Here is a 15,134-nt window from a genome sequence, read left to right on the forward strand (position 1 = left end):
TACAGCTATTTATATCGCCTCAGTAATAGGTTATGATTATAAGCAATACTAAAACCCCAGGAGGAACTATGGAATTCAGACAGCTTCAATATACTCTGCAGATTGCTGAAGAACGGAATTTCTCAAGAGCGGCGGACAAACTGCACATTGCCCAGCCTTCCCTGAGCCAGCAGCTTTCAAAGCTGGAGAAAGAACTCGGCGTCCTGCTGTTCCAGCGCAACACAAGCTCTGTAGAACTGACGCACGCCGGGGAAAGCTTTGTCATTCATGCCCGCAGAATTATGGACGCCGTTGAAGAGCTGCGGCAGGAGATGGACGACATTTCCCAAATGCGCAGCGGCCGAGTAGTCGTTGGCAGCATGCCGATCACCGGGTCACATCTGCTTCCTTATGTACTGCCAGAGTTTAAGCAGGCTTTTCCCGGGATTCAAATTTCTCTGCTGGAAGACACTTCCCTCAATCTGGAAAAGCTTACCGCCGGCGGCGGAACTGATTTGAGCCTGCTGTCGCTGCCACTTCAGGAAACGTCGCTGGCTTATGAAGAAATCGGCGAAGAACGGATCCTCCTCGCTGTCCCGCCCGGACACCGGCTGGCAGGCCGGAGCGAAGCCGACGGCGTCCGGATTGAAGAGCTGCGCGATGAACCGTTCATCGTTCTCAAGAAAGGACAGGGATTCCGGAAGCTGACGGTAGGCCTTTGCCAGGAAGCGGGCTTTGAACCCAATGTCGTATTTGAGAGCAACAATATCGAGACCGTCCAGTCCCTGGTTGCGGCAGGCATGGGCATTACACTGGTTCCCCGCTTTATTGCCCGGGCGAAACGGAGCGAGCTGATTCCTACCTATGTGCCGCTGGCTGAGCCTGCACCAAGCCGCACGCTTGTAATTGCGTACCGGAGAGGCAGATATCTGTCCAAAGCTGCTGAAGCATTTATCCGCACCTTTAAACAAACCTTTAATGACCGCTGGAAGGAAGGCGATCCGAATTAAAGCCTGTAAAGATCCGGACGGCGGTCCTCGAAGACCGGAATCCGCCCGCGCACCTCATCAACGAGCGGCAGGGCGATCCGTCCCGTAACGATGCTTTCGACTTCCCCGCCTTCCGCTAGGATCTCTCCCCAAGGGTCAATGATCATGGAGTGGCCACAGTAACGGTTGCCGGGGTCCTCCCCAACGCGGTTGCAGGCCGCCACGAACATCTGATTCTCGATGGCGCGGGCCTGCAGCAGCGTCCGCCAGTGGTGAAGGCGCGGATGAGGCCATTCGGCCGGAACGAACCATACTTTTGCTCCCGCCAAAGCGAGCGTCCGGCTCAGCTCCGGGAAGCGGATATCGTAGCAGATGGAAGCCCCTGACCTCACCCCGTCGAGTTCGAAAGTTACCGTCTCGCGGCCTTCGGCGAGGTGTTTCTCTTCCTGCATAAGCCTGAAGAGATGGATTTTAGCATACCGGCTGACCAAGCTGCCGCTTCTGTCGAAGACCAGCATTGTGTTCCGGACCCTGCCGTCACCGCCTTTCTCCGCGACCGATCCGCCGACGACATGAACCCCGTGCTCACGCGCAAACCTGCCCAGCCAGGCCGCTGCCGCTTCTGCTCCCGGGTCGGCCAGCTCCTGAATGCGGTCAAGCGCATAGCCTGTATTCCACATTTCCGGCAGCATGACCACATCCGGCTTCACTTCCGCGCTGACCGCCTGTTCCATCAGCACCTCAAGCCGCTGACGGTTCCGCTCCGGCTCTCCCAGCACAAGATCGGCTTGAATGAGAGCCAGGTTCCAATAATCAGGATACTGCTGTGCCATCTGCTTCTCTCCCTTCAATATCTATACTGCTAAGCTGTAAAGACCTAATCAAGCCTGATCTAACCTGATCAAAATTGTAATCATCATAAGCCGGCCGGGTAAGCTAGTCAATTCTCTGTGGAGGTGGGCAAATCAATCGGCAGACTGCGCTGTTGAATGGATTCTTATCGGACTTTCGTCAGATTTTCATCTTTGCAAAGTGTGAAAGTGCGTGTTATCCTAGCAATAAATCAATTAGGAAACGTGATGACGGGACCAGTACGCGGACACAAGCTCCGTTCTCAGAGAGTAAATTCCTTCGGCTGCGAGAATTTACCGGAACTTCTGCGGAACCCTACCCCCGAACGGCCGGCTCATGCCGGACAGCCGCCAGCTGTTAACAGGCCTTGAGTCGGATGAACGGTTCTGTTCATCAATAAAGGTGGTACCGCGGAAGCCAAGCTTTCGTCCTTTGTATTAGCATACGAAGGATGGAAGCTTTTTTTATTGCTGTCACAGCCGCCGGGACTTATCCGGTGAACATTTCAATAAACATCTAGGAGGTAATGCTTATGCTGCATAGAATTGTTGTCAAAATCGGCAGCAGCTCCCTCACCTCGGAGGAAGGCGGGCTGAATGAGAGCGCCACCCGCTTCTTCGCCGCTGAACTGGCTTCGCTGATATCAGCAGGCTATCAGCCGGTGCTCGTTACGTCCGGGGCCGTCGCCGCCGGCTTCAGGGAAATCGGCTACGCGCAGCGGCCGAAGCTGCTGCACGAGAAGCAGGCCGCCGCTGCAGTCGGCCAGGCGCTGCTCATGCAGGCCTACCGTGAAGCATTTGCCCGGCACGGGGTGCGTTCGGCCCAGGTGCTGCTCACCCGGGCGGATTTTAACAGCCGCAAACGGATGGGCAATGCCAGCATGGCGCTGGAAGAACTGCTCAAGCAGAATGTCATTCCGATCATTAACGAGAATGACACGGTATCTGTCGACGAGCTGAAATTCGGCGATAACGACACCTTATCCGCGCTTGTGGCCAATCTGCTCAAAGCGGATCACCTGCTCATCCTGACAGATATGGACGGGCTCTATACAAAGGACCCGCGGATTGATCCGGCAGCGGTACGTATCAGCAAAGTCGAAGAAATTACGGATGAACTCTATCTCGCCGCCGGCGGTGCAGGCAGCAGCGTCGGCACAGGCGGCATGCGCTCCAAGCTTGATGCGGCGCGGATCGGGACCCGCGGGGGGATTCCCGTCTTTGTCGGCCGGATCACCCTGGAGGGCGAAATGCTTGCCGCTGTACGCGGGGACGGGCACGGAACCTACTTCTCCACTTCGCTGGCGAATCTGCCGCGCAAGAAGCAGTGGCTCGGCTTTCTGTCAACGCCGCTTGGCCGCCTGTACGTGGACGAAGGCGCAGCCGAGGCCCTTATTCACGGCGGACGCAGCCTGCTTCCGGTCGGCGTGAAGCGGGTTCAGGGTTCTTTTCATGCCGGAGATGTAGTCGAGGTTTATGGCCCTGATGAAGCAACGCTGGGCCGGGGGATCATTAACTATGACGCGGAGCAGCTCGATACGATTAAAGGGCTCAGCAGCGCCGAAGTCGTCAAACGGATTGATCTGGTCCACCGGCTTGAGGTTATCCACCGTGATGAATGGATTTCTTTGAAGTAAATCCCATTAATAAAGCGGCGTTATTCGCCGATTGGAGGTTACTGTGATGAGTGAAGTGAAAGAGAAAGCGGCTCTGGCGGCTGCCTATGCCCCTCAGCTTGCCTGGTTAACCACGGAGCAGAAGAACCGCGCCCTGCTTGCAGCAGCGGACGCCTTAATCACTGGAACAGAGGAAATCCTGAAAGCGAACAGCGAGGACCTGGAACGCGGCAGACAAAACGGCACCTCCGCCTCCCTGCTTGACCGGCTGGCCTTGACACCGGAGCGGATTGCCGGCATGGCCGAGGGCCTCCGCCAAATTGCGGAGCTGCCTGATCCTGTCGGTGAAGTGCTGGAAACGCTGGATCGTCCGAACGGGCTGCATATTGTGAAAAAGCGCGTGCCGATCGGCGTAATCGGCATTATCTACGAAGCGCGTCCTAACGTTACTGTTGATGCCGCCGGCCTCTGCCTCAAGACAGGCAATGCCGTGCTGCTGCGCGGCGGCTCGGCTGCCCTCTTCTCCAACATCAAAATTGCCGAGCTGTTCCATCAGGCTCTGGAAGCCGCCGGGCTTCCGAAGGATGTGCTGCAGCTGGTTCATGATTCGGCCCGCTCCTCCGTGGACGAGATGCTGAAGCTGAACGGTCTCCTGGACGTCATTATTCCGCGCGGCGGCAGCTCGCTGATCCAGCATGTGGTGCAGAACGCCACTGTCCCTGTTATCGAAACAGGAGCGGGAATCTGCCACACTTATATTGACGCTTCCGCCAATCCGGACATGGCCGTCCGCATTGCGGTTAATGCCAAAGCCCAGCGCCCTTCCGTCTGCAATTCGATGGAGACGCTGCTGGTGCAGCAGGATTTTGCGGCAGGTTATATGCCCCTTCTGGGTGAAGCGTTCAAAACCGCAGGGGTCGAGCTGAGAGGCTGTGATCGGACCCGCCAGCTGCTCCCTGAGGCTAAAGCCGTAACCGAGCAGGATTTTGCGACTGAATATAATGATTATATATTGAATGTAAAAATCGTCGGCGGCCTGCAGGAAGCGATGGACCATATCGCCAAATTCGGAACCAAGCATTCTGAATGCATTGTCACTGAAAATGAAGAGCATGCCGCCCGTTTCCTGAACGAAGTGGACGCTGCAGCCGTTTATCATAATGCCTCCACCCGCTTTACCGACGGGTTTGAATTCGGCTTCGGCGCGGAAATCGGCATCAGCACCCAAAAGCTGCACGCGAGAGGACCGATGGGTCTTCCGGCTTTAACTTCAGCCAAATATCTGATTACGGGATCAGGACAAATCCGGAATTAGATCTACAAAAGCCGGCCAGCAGACCTGTTATCCCGCTTGACCGGTCAAGAACAGGACTTTGGGTGAAATGAACTAACATTTATTAACAGGAGGTACTCAGATATGTCAGAATCAGCAGCATCTGCGACACCAGAAATCGTATTCTACGGGGCAGGATCGATGGCCGAAGCCATCGTCCGGGGCCTGATCTCCACCTCGGCGGCAAAGCCGGGGCAAATCGCAATGTTCAACCGCAGCAATGCCGAACGTCTGGATTTCTTGTCCAAGCAATACGGTGTAGTCACCTCTTCCGCAGCAGATGAACAAGATCAGCTTCTCTCCAAAGCAGACATTATTGTTCTCGCTATGAAGCCCAAAGACGCTGGCGCCGCGATTCGGCGTCTTGCCCCGCTTGTTCATGAACGGCAGCTGATTGTTTCCGTCATTGCAGGCTTGTCCATTCCTACGATCCAATCCCTGCTGGGCAGCAAACTGCCGATCGCCCGCACCATGCCGAACACCTCAAGCACGATCGGACTCGGTGCAACGGGAATTTCATTCTCAGAAGAGGTGACACCGGAACTGCGCAGCCGCACTTTGTCCATCTTTGAAGCTGTTGGGATGGTTTCCATCATTCCGGAGGCTCAAATGGAGACCCTGACCGGCGTGTCCGGTAGCGGCCCGGCTTACGTATACTACATGATGGAAGCCATGATTGCTGCCGGCATTGAAGGCGGCTTGTCTCCGGAGCAGGCCCGTGAGCTGACGGTTCAAACCGTGCTGGGCGCGGCATCCATGATGAAGGAGACCGGCGAGAAGCCGGCTGATCTGCGGAGAGCGATCACTTCCCCTAACGGCTCCACTCAGGCCGCAATTGAGGTGCTGGCTCAATATCAGTTTACCGAAGCGGTCAAATCGGCGGTTCACCGGGCCGCTTCGCGTTCCAGGGAAATGGGCGCGGCCATTGAAGCCGAGCTTTCCTAGCATTCGATTAACTAGGCACTGGGTTAATTATGCGCTAGGGTAAAAATAGACGCACTAGCGAATACGCTGTAACAGTGATATCGGTGCAATAGCGCTAATGCTGAATTTTTGCCATAAAACAAAAAGGAGCCGTCCAATCCGTCTTCCGGATCAGGGCGGCTCTTCATTTATACGGAATCCTGTTATTCTTCAGTATGCTTGCCGTATGCCTCAGCATTCAGCAGCTTGGCGAAGGCTTCCTCGGGGGAAGCGGACAACTTAATTTTGACCATCCAGCCGCTGCCGAAAGGCTCTCCGTTCACTCGTTCAGGAGCATCCGTCAGCTCTTCGTTCACTTCAACAATTGTGCCGCTGACCGGCGAGAACAAGTCGGATACCGTCTTTACGGACTCAATGGTTCCGATGCCGTCTTCCGCACCCACTTCAGTCCCTGTTTCAGGCAGCTCTACAAACACGATATCGCCCAAACGGTCCTGAGCAAAGTCCGTAATGCCGACAAGCACAGTTCCGTCGCCCATGTCCTGCACCCACTCATGTTCTTCGCTGTACCAAAGTCCTTGTTTAATTTCACTCATCGCTTTGTTCCGCTCCATTCTCATGAACTTATTTTACCCGAGCCTAAGAGAGACAGGGATTTACAAATCTAGGTTATTCATTTCTCTAGCAAAAGTCAAATGTCAATATTGCTTACACCAAGCTATTTCCTGACATGTCCCTGTTCTTGGTGTCATTTTTCGTCATTTTAGCCCAATAAACCGAAAGTTAAAAGATAATTCTGTTGACATCCTTCGGGTTTACCCGTTTTAATGAGAGTATGAAGAGCGGGTGAACGTAAAGGGAGAGATTGCTGCGCAAGCGGCGGCGCCGAAGGAGCAAGCTCCTGCAACTGTAAGGAGTGAATCTCTCAGGCAAAAGGACTTTTACCGGACGCATCTCTGGAGAGCATTCGGCATTTCAGCTGCCGGATCACCCAAGGGGAAACCTAAGAACACGAACTGCGGCGCCCTCGGGACGCCCGGTTAGAGAAGTCTAGGGACACTCTCAGGTACCAAGGACAGAGCCTTCAGAATCTGAAAGCGGGATGATTGTCTCCGTTTTGCGGGTTCTTGGGCCTGTCCTTTTTTGTGCTGCTGGTTGAATGGACTAAATTCATGAGGTGAGAAGATGTCAAAGTTGATGAGAACACCGCTTTATCCCTGCTATGCCGATATTCCGGGTGCACGCTGCATTGATTTTGGCGGCTGGGAGCTCCCCGTCCAGTTTGAAGGCATTCAGAAAGAACATGATGCCGTGCGCAGGCAGGCAGGCTTGTTTGACGTTTCCCACATGGGGGAATTCCTTGTCGAAGGCGAACAGGCGCTGGCTTTCCTGCAGCAGATGACGACCAACGATGTCTCTCTCCTTAAACCCGGGGCGGCTCAATATTCGCTGATGTGTTATCCGAATGGCGGGGCCCTGGATGACCTGCTTGTGTACTGCCTTTCGAAAAATCGTTACATGCTTGTCGTCAACGCCTCAAACATTCAGAAGGATTGGGAATGGCTTCGCGCTCACCTGATTGAAGGCGTGCAGATGACCGATATCTCCGCTCAAACCGCGCTCATCGCCCTGCAGGGACCCTTGGCTGAGCAGATTCTGACTGAAAGCGGCGCAGAAGCCGCTGCCGGGCTTGCCTCTTTCACGTTTGCCGCCGATGCCGAGCTGTTTGGCGCAAAAACCATCCTCTCCCGTACCGGATACACCGGTGAAGACGGCTTTGAAATTTACGCACCTGCTGAGAAAGCACCTGCAATCTGGAAAGGCCTGCTTGCCGCCGGAGCGTCGCGCGGGCTTGTTCCGGTCGGACTTGGCGCTCGCGACACACTCCGTTTTGAAGCCAGGCTGCCTCTTTACGGACAGGAGCTGTCCGCCGAAATTACCCCGCTGGAAGCCGGCTTAGGCTTTTTCGTGAAGTGGGACAAAGGGGATTTCATCGGACGCAGCGCTTTGGAAGCACAGCGGGCCGCCGGTCTGCCCCGCAGGCTTGTTGGCATTGAAATGATCGACCGCGGCATTCCCCGCTCCCACTATCTGGTGTACGGGGACGGGGTTAGAATTGGCGAAATCACCACCGGCACCCAGTCGCCCACACTGAAACGCAATTTAGGGCTCGCACTGGTGAACAGCCGGTACGCAGCCCTTGGCACTATAGTCGAAGTCGAGATTCGCGGAAAAAGATTAAAAGCCGAGGTTGTTAAGGCTCCGTTCTATAAGAGAGACTCCAAACCCGCCAAAGGAGCTGAATAACATGAAACACCGTTACCTGCCGATTACCGAAGATAACAGTAAGGAAATGCTTGCCGTGATTGGCGTGGATTCGATTGAAGACTTGTTCGCAGACATTCCTGCCTCTATCCGCTTCAAAGGCGAGCTGCCTGTTTCCTCCCGACTGGATGAATATGCCCTGACCCGCCACATGGGCGCATTAGCCGGCAAGAACGCAAATACAGACCGTTATATCAGCTTCCTTGGCGCAGGCATTTACGATCATCATGTTCCTTCCGTTATCAATCATATTGTATCCCGGTCCGAATTTTACACCGCTTATACCCCCTACCAGCCGGAGATCAGCCAGGGCGAGCTGCAGGCAATTTTTGAGTTCCAGTCCTATATCTGCGAGCTGACCGGCATGGCCGTGGCCAATGCCAGCATGTACGACGGCGCTACCGCGCTGGCCGAGGCAGCCAGCCTGGCCGCAAGCGCAGCCCGCCGCAAGCAAATCGTCGTTTCACGCGCTGTCCATCCTGAAGCACGCGGAGTGCTGCAGACTTACGCTCACGGGCTAAACCTGGAAATCGTCGAGGTGGGTACCGTAAACGGCATTACGGATTCAGATGCGCTGGCAGAAGCCGTTACACCGGACACTGCCGCAGTCATTATGCAGAGTCCAAACTTCTTTGGCGCAATTGAAGATGTGCAGGCTGCGGGAGAACTCATTCACGCCCGCAATGGGCTGCTGATTGTCAGCACCAACCCCCTCGCACTAGGTTTAATAGAAGCACCAGGCAAGCAGGGCGCTGACATCGTTGTCGGCGACGCCCAGCCGCTCGGCATTGCCGGCTCTTACGGCGGCCCTACCTGCGGATTCTTCGCCGTATCCGAGGCGCATATGCGCCGCATGCCCGGACGGATCGTCGGCCAGACGACCGACCGCAACGGCAAACGCGGCTTTGTGCTGACGCTGCAGGCCCGCGAGCAGCATATCCGCCGCGAGAAAGCGACCTCGAATATTTGCTCCAATCAGGCGCTCCTCGCGCTCTGCGCTTCCGTTTATTTGTCGCTTATGGGCAGACAGGGACTCAAGGAGGCGGCGCAGCTTAACTTGCAGAAGAGTCATTACGCCAAACAAACACTGGCTGCCCGCAGCGGTGTATCCATAGCCTTTACTTCGCCTACTTTTAATGAATTTGCTATTAAGCTGCCGGAAGGCACCGATATGGCCGCGCTGCAGAGCAGGCTGCTGGCTGAAGGTTTCATCGGCGGCTATGATCTCGGCAGAGCCTATCCGGAGCTTGAGGGTCATATGCTGATTGCCGTAACGGAACGCCGCAGCAAAGAAGAAATCGACCGGTTCTCGGTCATTCTGGAGGGATCCCTATGAGCATAAGCACACAAGATTTGAAAGATAAAGCGCTGATCTTCGAGCTCAGCACTCCTGGACGCATCGCTTACTCCCTGCCGGAAATCGACGTACCTGTTCAGCCGCTTGACGAGTTAATTCCGGCGAAGTTTCTCCGTCAAGAGGAAGCCGCCCTGCCCGAAGTATACGAGGTTGATGTCGTCCGCCATTATACCGAGCTTTCCCGCCGCAACTTCGGCGTGGATAACGGCTTTTACCCGTTAGGCTCCTGTACAATGAAATACAATCCGAAGATCAACGAGGATGTCGCCCGCTATGCCGGTTTTGCCAAAATCCACCCTTATCAGCCGGAGGAAAGCGTACAGGGGGCGCTTGAGCTCATGTACACGCTGCAAAAAGACCTCGCCGGCCTGACCGGAATGGATGCCGTAACTCTGCAGCCGGCAGCCGGCGCTCACGGGGAATGGACGGGACTCATGATGATCCGGACCTATCACGAAGAACGCGGCGAGCATAAACGCATCAAGGTCATTGTGCCAGACTCCTCACACGGGACCAATCCGGCAAGCGCGTCTGTAGCCGGGTTCCAGACAGTGACCCTTCCTTCCAAAGCGAACGGCCTGGTTGATCTCGACGCCCTGCGTGCTGCAGTTGGTGAAGACACGGCCGCTCTGATGCTCACAAATCCGAATACGCTCGGCTTATTCGAGGAGCAGATCCTTGAAATTGCCGAAATTGTGCACGAGGCAGGCGGCCTGCTTTATTACGACGGGGCAAACTCCAACGCCATCATGGGCATTACCCGCCCAGGCGATATGGGCTTCGATGTTGTGCATCTGAACCTCCACAAGACGATGAGCACACCGCACGGCGGCGGCGGCCCTGGTGCAGGACCTGTCGGCGTGAAAAAGATTCTGGCCCCTTATCTGCCAGGTCCGCTCGTCATCGAGCAGGAAGACGGCTCCTTTGCGTTCAGCGGCATAAACGATTCCTCCATCGGCCGTGTTAAGGCCTATTACGGCAATTTCGGCATTCTGGTGCGCGCATATGCCTATATCCGAACTTACGGTCCGGAAGGGCTTCGTACGGTGTCCGAGCACGCCGTGCTGAACGCCAATTATATGCGCGCCCGCCTGGCCCCCTATTTTGAAATGCCCTATGACCGGATCTGCAAGCACGAGTTTGTCATGTCCGGCAGCGGTCTGAAGCCGTATGGCATTCATACTTTGGATGTTGCCAAACGGCTGCTCGATTTCGGCTATCATCCGCCGACCATCTACTTCCCGCTGAACGTGGAAGAGTGCATCATGATCGAGCCGACAGAAACGGAAAGCAAAGAAACGCTGGACGGCTTTATTGACACCATGATTCAAATTGCCCGGGAAGCCAAGGATCAGCCGGAGCTGCTGCGGAACGCGCCTTACACGACGCCGGTAACCCGGCTGGATGAAACGGGCGCGGCAAGAAAGCCGGTATTAAACTGCGCCTGCAGCTGATCCTGAAGCTGATCCTGAAGCTGTTATGAAGAATAAGTTTTTAACGCATACCAAACAGCCCCCGTGCTGCCAGAATGCCTCTGGCCGCCGGGGGCTGTTTGGTTGAATAGATAGAGCCTAACCTCTGTTTAAAGCTGCCTTCCGGCGGCTGTGATACTTATAAAACAGCCGGAACAGCGGCGGCACCGCCAGAAAAATAAAGAAAGTCCGAAACAGCTGGTAGCCCGCCACCACGGACAGCTCGGCATGAATTTCATGCGCCATAATGCTCATTTGGTCCATTCCGCCCGGAGCCATGCTGAGCAAAGCCGTTGCCATGGACAGCGACTGCGTCCATTTCAGAACCAGCGCGAAGATAAACGCACCTGCAATCAGCAGCACGCCGCTTAGCAGTGCGCAGCCGAACGTCTTGAGCTTGTTCTTCAGCGCTCCCGGCTTCAGCATCAGTCCGACGTTACAGCCGATCATCAGCTGTGCGGCATTCACCAGCACCTGCGGAAGTGCCGGGCCCGGCTGCCAGATTGCCTGCAGCAGCGCTGCCCCGATCGCAGGACCAAGCAGAAAGGCTGTCGGAAATTTGATCCGGTTCGCCAGCAGTGCAAACAGAGCGGCAGCTGCCAGAAAGACCAGCAGCTCCCCGTTCAATCCCGCTCCATGCTCCGCTGCCGTCCCCGCCGCATTCGCCGCTTCTGCCTGCACGCCAGCCAGATGATGATACCCAAACAGCGGACTGAAGATCAGCAGCGGGATAAGAATAATGATCATCATAAGCCGGATAACCTGGTAAACGGTAACAATCGTAATGTCGGCCCCTTCTGTTTCTTCCGCCAGCATTATCACCTGGGTCAAGCCTCCGGGAATGCTGCCCATCAGCAGGGTAATGAAATCAATGCCGGAAAATCTTGAAATCAGGTATGCAAAACCTGTACACATCAGCAGCAGCAGTGCGGTCATGGCAGCCATCGAAGGCAGCTGGTGAGACATGGATTTCAGTGCCGTTCCCGTCATGGACAGCCCGATCGTATATCCGACCAGGATCATGCCGGCATTCCTTGTTTTCCCCGACCACGCATAACGCCCCTTGAGCAATAAGGAACCGATCAGTGCTGCAATCATCGGACCAAGCAGCCAGGGAATCGGCAGACCTCCCCATTGAAATAGACAACCGCCCAGTAGGGCTGTAACCAGCGTAAGCAGCTGACCCGGCAGCCTCCAGGCCTGTAATTTCGTTGTATGCATAACTCTTGCTCCTTTAAGAAGACTCGGCAGGAATGAAATCCCTATTTGGAATCATGTCTCCCCTATTCTAATCGTCCAGCAAATCGGCCTGCAAATTATAGCATAATTTATATATGTAATCAATGACATAACATTCTCTATTCCTCCAGAAAAATAGAAAGATCCGAAGCAAAATCGCCTCGGATCTTCCAAATTTATATCAAGTGAAAGCTTCTTATTTGAATACTTTCACGCGTTCTTCTACCGGCTGGAACTGTTTCTCTCCAGGCTGCATAGCAGGTTTGCCGAATGGCATTTGAGCAATCAGCTTCCAGCTCGAAGGAATTCCCCAAGTGGATTGAACTTCACTGTCAATCAGCGGATTATAGTGCTGCAGGGATGCTCCCAAACCTGCTTCCTCCAAAGATGTCCATACTACCAGCTGCAGCATGCCGTTAGCCTGATTTGCCCAAACCGGGAAGTTGTCGGCGTAAGCAGCGAACTGTTCCTGCAGACCTTTGATGACCTGCTCGTCTTCAAAGAAGAGAACGGTGCCATAGCCGTTGTTGAAGGATGCCATTTTTTCCGAAGTAGAGACGAAAGCTTCTTCGCTCTTCGAAATTTTTCTCAGTTCTTCCTTCGTAATATCCCACAATTTATTATGATTCTCACCAAGCAGAACAACCGCGCGTGCAGTCTGCGAGTTAAAAGAAGAAGGAGTATACTTAACCGCCTCTTGAACGATTTCTACAATTTGATCATCGCTGATTGTAGATTCATTGCTGATTCCGTAGTACGAACGTCTTGTTTTCAAAGCTTCCAAAATTTTGCTCATGAGTTTTAACTCCTCCTTGGTTTCATTAACATTATTGAAAGTAATTTAGTAAGCACAGAAATGTTCGTTAATTACTTTTCGTAATATAGTGTAATATAGTTAACCACATGAAGTCAACCCTTTACAAAAATAAAAAGCAGCCAGAAATAGTATTTCTGACTGCCTCTATTTTTATTTACTCCCAGATTTTATTTACTCCCTGAGCCGGAGCCCCGAAAGCGCTGTGTATAAGCTTTGGCTTCATCCGCAGTGCGGACCCGGTTTCTGCTCCATTCCAGCAAAATCCGGTCGATATAGCGGAAATGAACCTTGCCGGCAAACACTGCTTCTTTAAGCGCCATACGGATCAGCTCCTCTGGATAACCATCCTGGTCGATCCAGCCGGAGATGGTCTCGCATTCCATCGGCGAAAGCGGACGGGCAAACTCCTGTTCAAATACAACAAACAGGTTCCTTGCAGGAAGGTTGTCCGGTTCCCCTGTATCCTCAAGCTGCCCGCGGTCCTGAAGCCTGGCTTCCTTCCGCTCTGCGGCAAAGCCTTCAGCCAGACATACACTCAGCTTCTTGTACATTCCGTTTAAATGATAATGCTCGGATTGGACGCCTGTCCGTTCATCCGTCACCTGGTCGATCACAAGCCAGCCGTCTTTGATCAGCTTCCGGATCGCTGAAGCAACCGTGCCGGAAGGAGCGCTCATTACCTGCTCGATTTCAGCGAGCGGAGGAAATTCACTTCCTCTGCTCTGCCGGAAATGAAGCAGATGAATCAGCAGCATGGCTTCCATATCACTCAGCTTCAGACGCCTGTAATGGCCAAGCAGTGCGGCCGGCACGTTGACGGTTCCGTTCTCCAAGCCGTAGGCGATACCGTTCGCCCATATTTTCCAGCCTTCATTCATCGCCATGCTGGCTCACCTCATGCTGCATTACGGATACAGACGATAAAGCGTACGAGGGAAAGGAATCGTTTCCCGGACGTGATCCAATCCGCAGATCCAGGCTACTGTCCGTTCCAGTCCAAGGCCAAAGCCGGAGTGAGGAACCGTTCCGTACTTCCGCAGATCCATGTACCACTGGTAAGCTTCTGCAGACAGCTCATGCTCTTTGAAACGCTCTTCCATAAGAGCCGGATCATCAATACGCTGAGAGCCGCCGATAATCTCGCCGTAGCCTTCCGGAGCGATCATATCCGCACACATAACCACTTCCGGGCGGTTAGGGTCCGGCTTCATGTAGAAAGCTTTAATCCCGGCCGGATAATGGGTAATAAATACCGGTTTGTCGTAGGCTTCAGCGATCGCCGTTTCATGCGGCGCACCAAAATCCTCGCCCCAAGGAATGTCAAATCCTTGCTTGTTCAAGAACTCAATCGCAGCGTCATAAGTAATCCGCGGGAATGGCGCTTGAATATTTTCCAGCTTGGAAATATCGCGTTCGAGGGTTTCAAGCTCAGGACGGCAATTCTTTAGTACAGACTGAACAATATGCGAAATGAAGTTCTCCTGCACCTGCAGACTTTCTTCATGGTCGGTAAAGGCCATTTCCGGCTCGATCATCCAGAACTCGATCAAATGGCGGCGCGTCTTGGATTTCTCGGCACGGAACGTCGGGCCAAAGGAATAAACCTTGCCCAGCGCCATCGCCGCGGCTTCCATGTACAGCTGGCCGCTTTGCGTCAGATAAGCATCCTCTTCAAAATATTTGGTATGGAACAGGTTGGTTGTTCCTTCCGCGGAGGTTGGTGTCAGAATCGGCGGATCTACCAGAGTAAAGCCGTTCGTATCAAAAAATTCCTGCACGGCGCGGACAATTTCCGCACGAATGACCAGAATCGCACGCTGCTTGGTGGAACGCAGCCAGAGATGACGGTGATCCATCAGGAAGTCGATCCCGTGTTCTTTAGGTGTAATCGGGTAATTCTCGGTCAGCTGGATCAATTCGATCCCTGTAACTGTCATCTCGTAGCCGGATTTGCTTCTTGGCTCCTCGCGGATCAACCCGGTCACATACACGGAGCTTTCCTGAGTCAGGCTCTTTGCCAGGTTCCAGACTTCTTCCGGCACTTCGTTCTTCACAACTACGCCCTGGATATAACCTGTACCATCGCGGAGCTGCAAAAATTGAATTTTACCGCTGGAGCGTTTGTTATTAATCCAGCTGCCGATTACGACGCTCTCCCCGACATGGTCCTTGACCTGCCGAATTACGGTTTTGATCGCCATTTCATTCTCTCCTCTTACGTTACAATAATGA

The 15,134-nt window shown here is 54.0% G+C and carries 13 protein-coding genes and 2 riboswitches; of the genes, 7 read left to right on the top strand and 6 right to left on the bottom strand.

Going from position 1 to position 15,134, the window contains the following annotated elements:
* Nucleotides 1-68: 68 nt before the first annotated feature.
* Nucleotides 69-989: a LysR family transcriptional regulator gene (locus FCN15_RS00060; RefSeq protein ID WP_138492911.1), complete on the top strand. Its 921-nt coding sequence runs from the start codon at nucleotides 69-71 to the stop codon at nucleotides 987-989.
* Here the strand turns inward: FCN15_RS00060 and FCN15_RS00065 are convergent.
* Nucleotides 986-1,801 carry a carbon-nitrogen family hydrolase gene (locus FCN15_RS00065; protein WP_138492912.1) on the bottom strand — a complete coding sequence of 272 codons (816 nt, stop codon included), beginning with the start codon at nucleotides 1,799-1,801 and terminating at the stop codon, nucleotides 986-988. The two genes, FCN15_RS00060 and FCN15_RS00065, sit on opposite strands and share 4 nt — an antisense overlap.
* Before the next feature lie 551 nt (nucleotides 1,802-2,352).
* On the opposite strand from FCN15_RS00065, the gene proB reads away from it, so the two are divergent.
* The 3 genes from proB (at nucleotide 2,353) to proC (ending at nucleotide 5,713) form a co-directional block, all read left to right on the top strand.
* A complete protein-coding gene (gene proB / locus FCN15_RS00070; protein ID WP_138492913.1) occupies nucleotides 2,353-3,456 on the top strand; it encodes a glutamate 5-kinase in 1,104 nt (367 codons plus the stop codon).
* A 46-nt stretch (nucleotides 3,457-3,502) separates the two neighbouring features.
* Entirely contained in the window at nucleotides 3,503-4,750 is a 1,248-nt protein-coding gene (locus FCN15_RS00075; protein WP_138492914.1) for a glutamate-5-semialdehyde dehydrogenase, read from the top strand.
* Nucleotides 4,751-4,852: 102 nt separating this feature from the next.
* Nucleotides 4,853-5,713 carry a pyrroline-5-carboxylate reductase gene (gene proC, locus FCN15_RS00080; protein WP_138492915.1) on the top strand — a complete coding sequence of 287 codons (861 nt, stop codon included), beginning with the start codon at nucleotides 4,853-4,855 and terminating at the stop codon, nucleotides 5,711-5,713.
* Between the two features lie 182 nt (nucleotides 5,714-5,895).
* On the opposite strand, the gene gcvH is transcribed toward proC, so the two are convergent.
* Nucleotides 5,896-6,288: a glycine cleavage system protein GcvH gene (gene gcvH / locus FCN15_RS00085; RefSeq protein WP_138492916.1), complete on the bottom strand. Its 393-nt coding sequence runs from the start codon at nucleotides 6,286-6,288 to the stop codon at nucleotides 5,896-5,898.
* Between the two features lie 250 nt (nucleotides 6,289-6,538).
* Nucleotides 6,539-6,643: riboswitch (glycine riboswitch) on the top strand.
* A gap of 3 nt (nucleotides 6,644-6,646) precedes the next feature.
* Nucleotides 6,647-6,773, top strand: a riboswitch (glycine riboswitch).
* A 104-nt stretch (nucleotides 6,774-6,877) separates the two neighbouring features.
* Between gcvH and gcvT the strand changes: the two genes are divergently transcribed.
* The 3 genes from gcvT to gcvPB are packed head-to-tail and all read left to right on the top strand — an operon-like array spanning nucleotide 6,878 to nucleotide 10,828.
* The gene (gcvT, locus tag FCN15_RS00090) at nucleotides 6,878-7,999 is read left to right on the top strand and encodes a glycine cleavage system aminomethyltransferase GcvT (protein ID WP_138492917.1); all 1,122 of its coding nucleotides are present in this window, start codon (nucleotides 6,878-6,880) and stop codon (nucleotides 7,997-7,999) included.
* 1 nt (nucleotide 8,000) lies between these two features.
* Complete coding sequence (gene gcvPA, locus FCN15_RS00095) at nucleotides 8,001-9,353, top strand: aminomethyl-transferring glycine dehydrogenase subunit GcvPA (RefSeq protein ID WP_138492918.1); 1,353 nt, start codon at nucleotides 8,001-8,003, stop codon at nucleotides 9,351-9,353.
* A complete protein-coding gene (gene gcvPB / locus FCN15_RS00100; RefSeq protein WP_203232056.1) occupies nucleotides 9,350-10,828 on the top strand; it encodes an aminomethyl-transferring glycine dehydrogenase subunit GcvPB in 1,479 nt (492 codons plus the stop codon). Before gcvPA ends, gcvPB begins: the two co-directional genes overlap by 4 nt.
* A gap of 117 nt (nucleotides 10,829-10,945) precedes the next feature.
* Here the strand turns inward: gcvPB and FCN15_RS00105 are convergent, their stop codons facing one another.
* The 4 genes from FCN15_RS00105 to asnS form a co-directional block, all read right to left on the bottom strand.
* A complete protein-coding gene (locus FCN15_RS00105; protein WP_138492919.1) occupies nucleotides 10,946-12,067 on the bottom strand; it encodes an AbrB family transcriptional regulator in 1,122 nt (373 codons plus the stop codon).
* A gap of 214 nt (nucleotides 12,068-12,281) precedes the next feature.
* A complete protein-coding gene (locus FCN15_RS00110; protein WP_138492920.1) occupies nucleotides 12,282-12,881 on the bottom strand; it encodes a nitroreductase family protein in 600 nt (199 codons plus the stop codon).
* A gap of 188 nt (nucleotides 12,882-13,069) precedes the next feature.
* Nucleotides 13,070-13,786 carry a DnaD domain protein gene (locus FCN15_RS00115; protein WP_138492921.1) on the bottom strand — a complete coding sequence of 239 codons (717 nt, stop codon included), beginning with the start codon at nucleotides 13,784-13,786 and terminating at the stop codon, nucleotides 13,070-13,072.
* A 21-nt stretch (nucleotides 13,787-13,807) separates the two neighbouring features.
* Nucleotides 13,808-15,103, bottom strand: coding sequence for an asparagine--tRNA ligase (gene asnS, locus FCN15_RS00120; RefSeq protein WP_138492922.1), 1,296 nt, complete (start codon nucleotides 15,101-15,103; stop codon nucleotides 13,808-13,810).
* Between the last annotated feature and the right edge of the window lie 31 nt (nucleotides 15,104-15,134).

This window comes from Paenibacillus pinistramenti, assembly GCF_005869875.1.
Lineage (GTDB): Bacteria > Bacillota > Bacilli > Paenibacillales > Paenibacillaceae > Fontibacillus > Fontibacillus pinistramenti.

Bases quoted from the DNA above. Each gene is read 5' to 3' on its own strand.
- FCN15_RS00060 (WP_138492911.1), top strand. From the start codon at position 69: ATGGAATTCAGACAGCTTCAATATACTCTGCAGATTGCTGAAGAACGG.
- FCN15_RS00065 (WP_138492912.1), bottom strand. From the start codon at position 1,801: ATGGCACAGCAGTATCCTGATTATTGGAACCTGGCTCTCATTCAAGCC.
- proB (WP_138492913.1), top strand. From the start codon at position 2,353: ATGCTGCATAGAATTGTTGTCAAAATCGGCAGCAGCTCCCTCACCTCG.
- FCN15_RS00075 (WP_138492914.1), top strand. From the start codon at position 3,503: ATGAGTGAAGTGAAAGAGAAAGCGGCTCTGGCGGCTGCCTATGCCCCT.
- proC (WP_138492915.1), top strand. From the start codon at position 4,853: ATGTCAGAATCAGCAGCATCTGCGACACCAGAAATCGTATTCTACGGG.
- gcvH (WP_138492916.1), bottom strand. From the start codon at position 6,288: ATGAGTGAAATTAAACAAGGACTTTGGTACAGCGAAGAACATGAGTGG.
- gcvT (WP_138492917.1), top strand. From the start codon at position 6,878: ATGTCAAAGTTGATGAGAACACCGCTTTATCCCTGCTATGCCGATATT.
- gcvPA (WP_138492918.1), top strand. From the start codon at position 8,001: ATGAAACACCGTTACCTGCCGATTACCGAAGATAACAGTAAGGAAATG.
- gcvPB (WP_203232056.1), top strand. From the start codon at position 9,350: ATGAGCATAAGCACACAAGATTTGAAAGATAAAGCGCTGATCTTCGAG.
- FCN15_RS00105 (WP_138492919.1), bottom strand. From the start codon at position 12,067: ATGCATACAACGAAATTACAGGCCTGGAGGCTGCCGGGTCAGCTGCTT.
- FCN15_RS00110 (WP_138492920.1), bottom strand. From the start codon at position 12,881: ATGAGCAAAATTTTGGAAGCTTTGAAAACAAGACGTTCGTACTACGGA.
- FCN15_RS00115 (WP_138492921.1), bottom strand. From the start codon at position 13,786: ATGGCGATGAATGAAGGCTGGAAAATATGGGCGAACGGTATCGCCTAC.
- asnS (WP_138492922.1), bottom strand. From the start codon at position 15,103: ATGGCGATCAAAACCGTAATTCGGCAGGTCAAGGACCATGTCGGGGAG.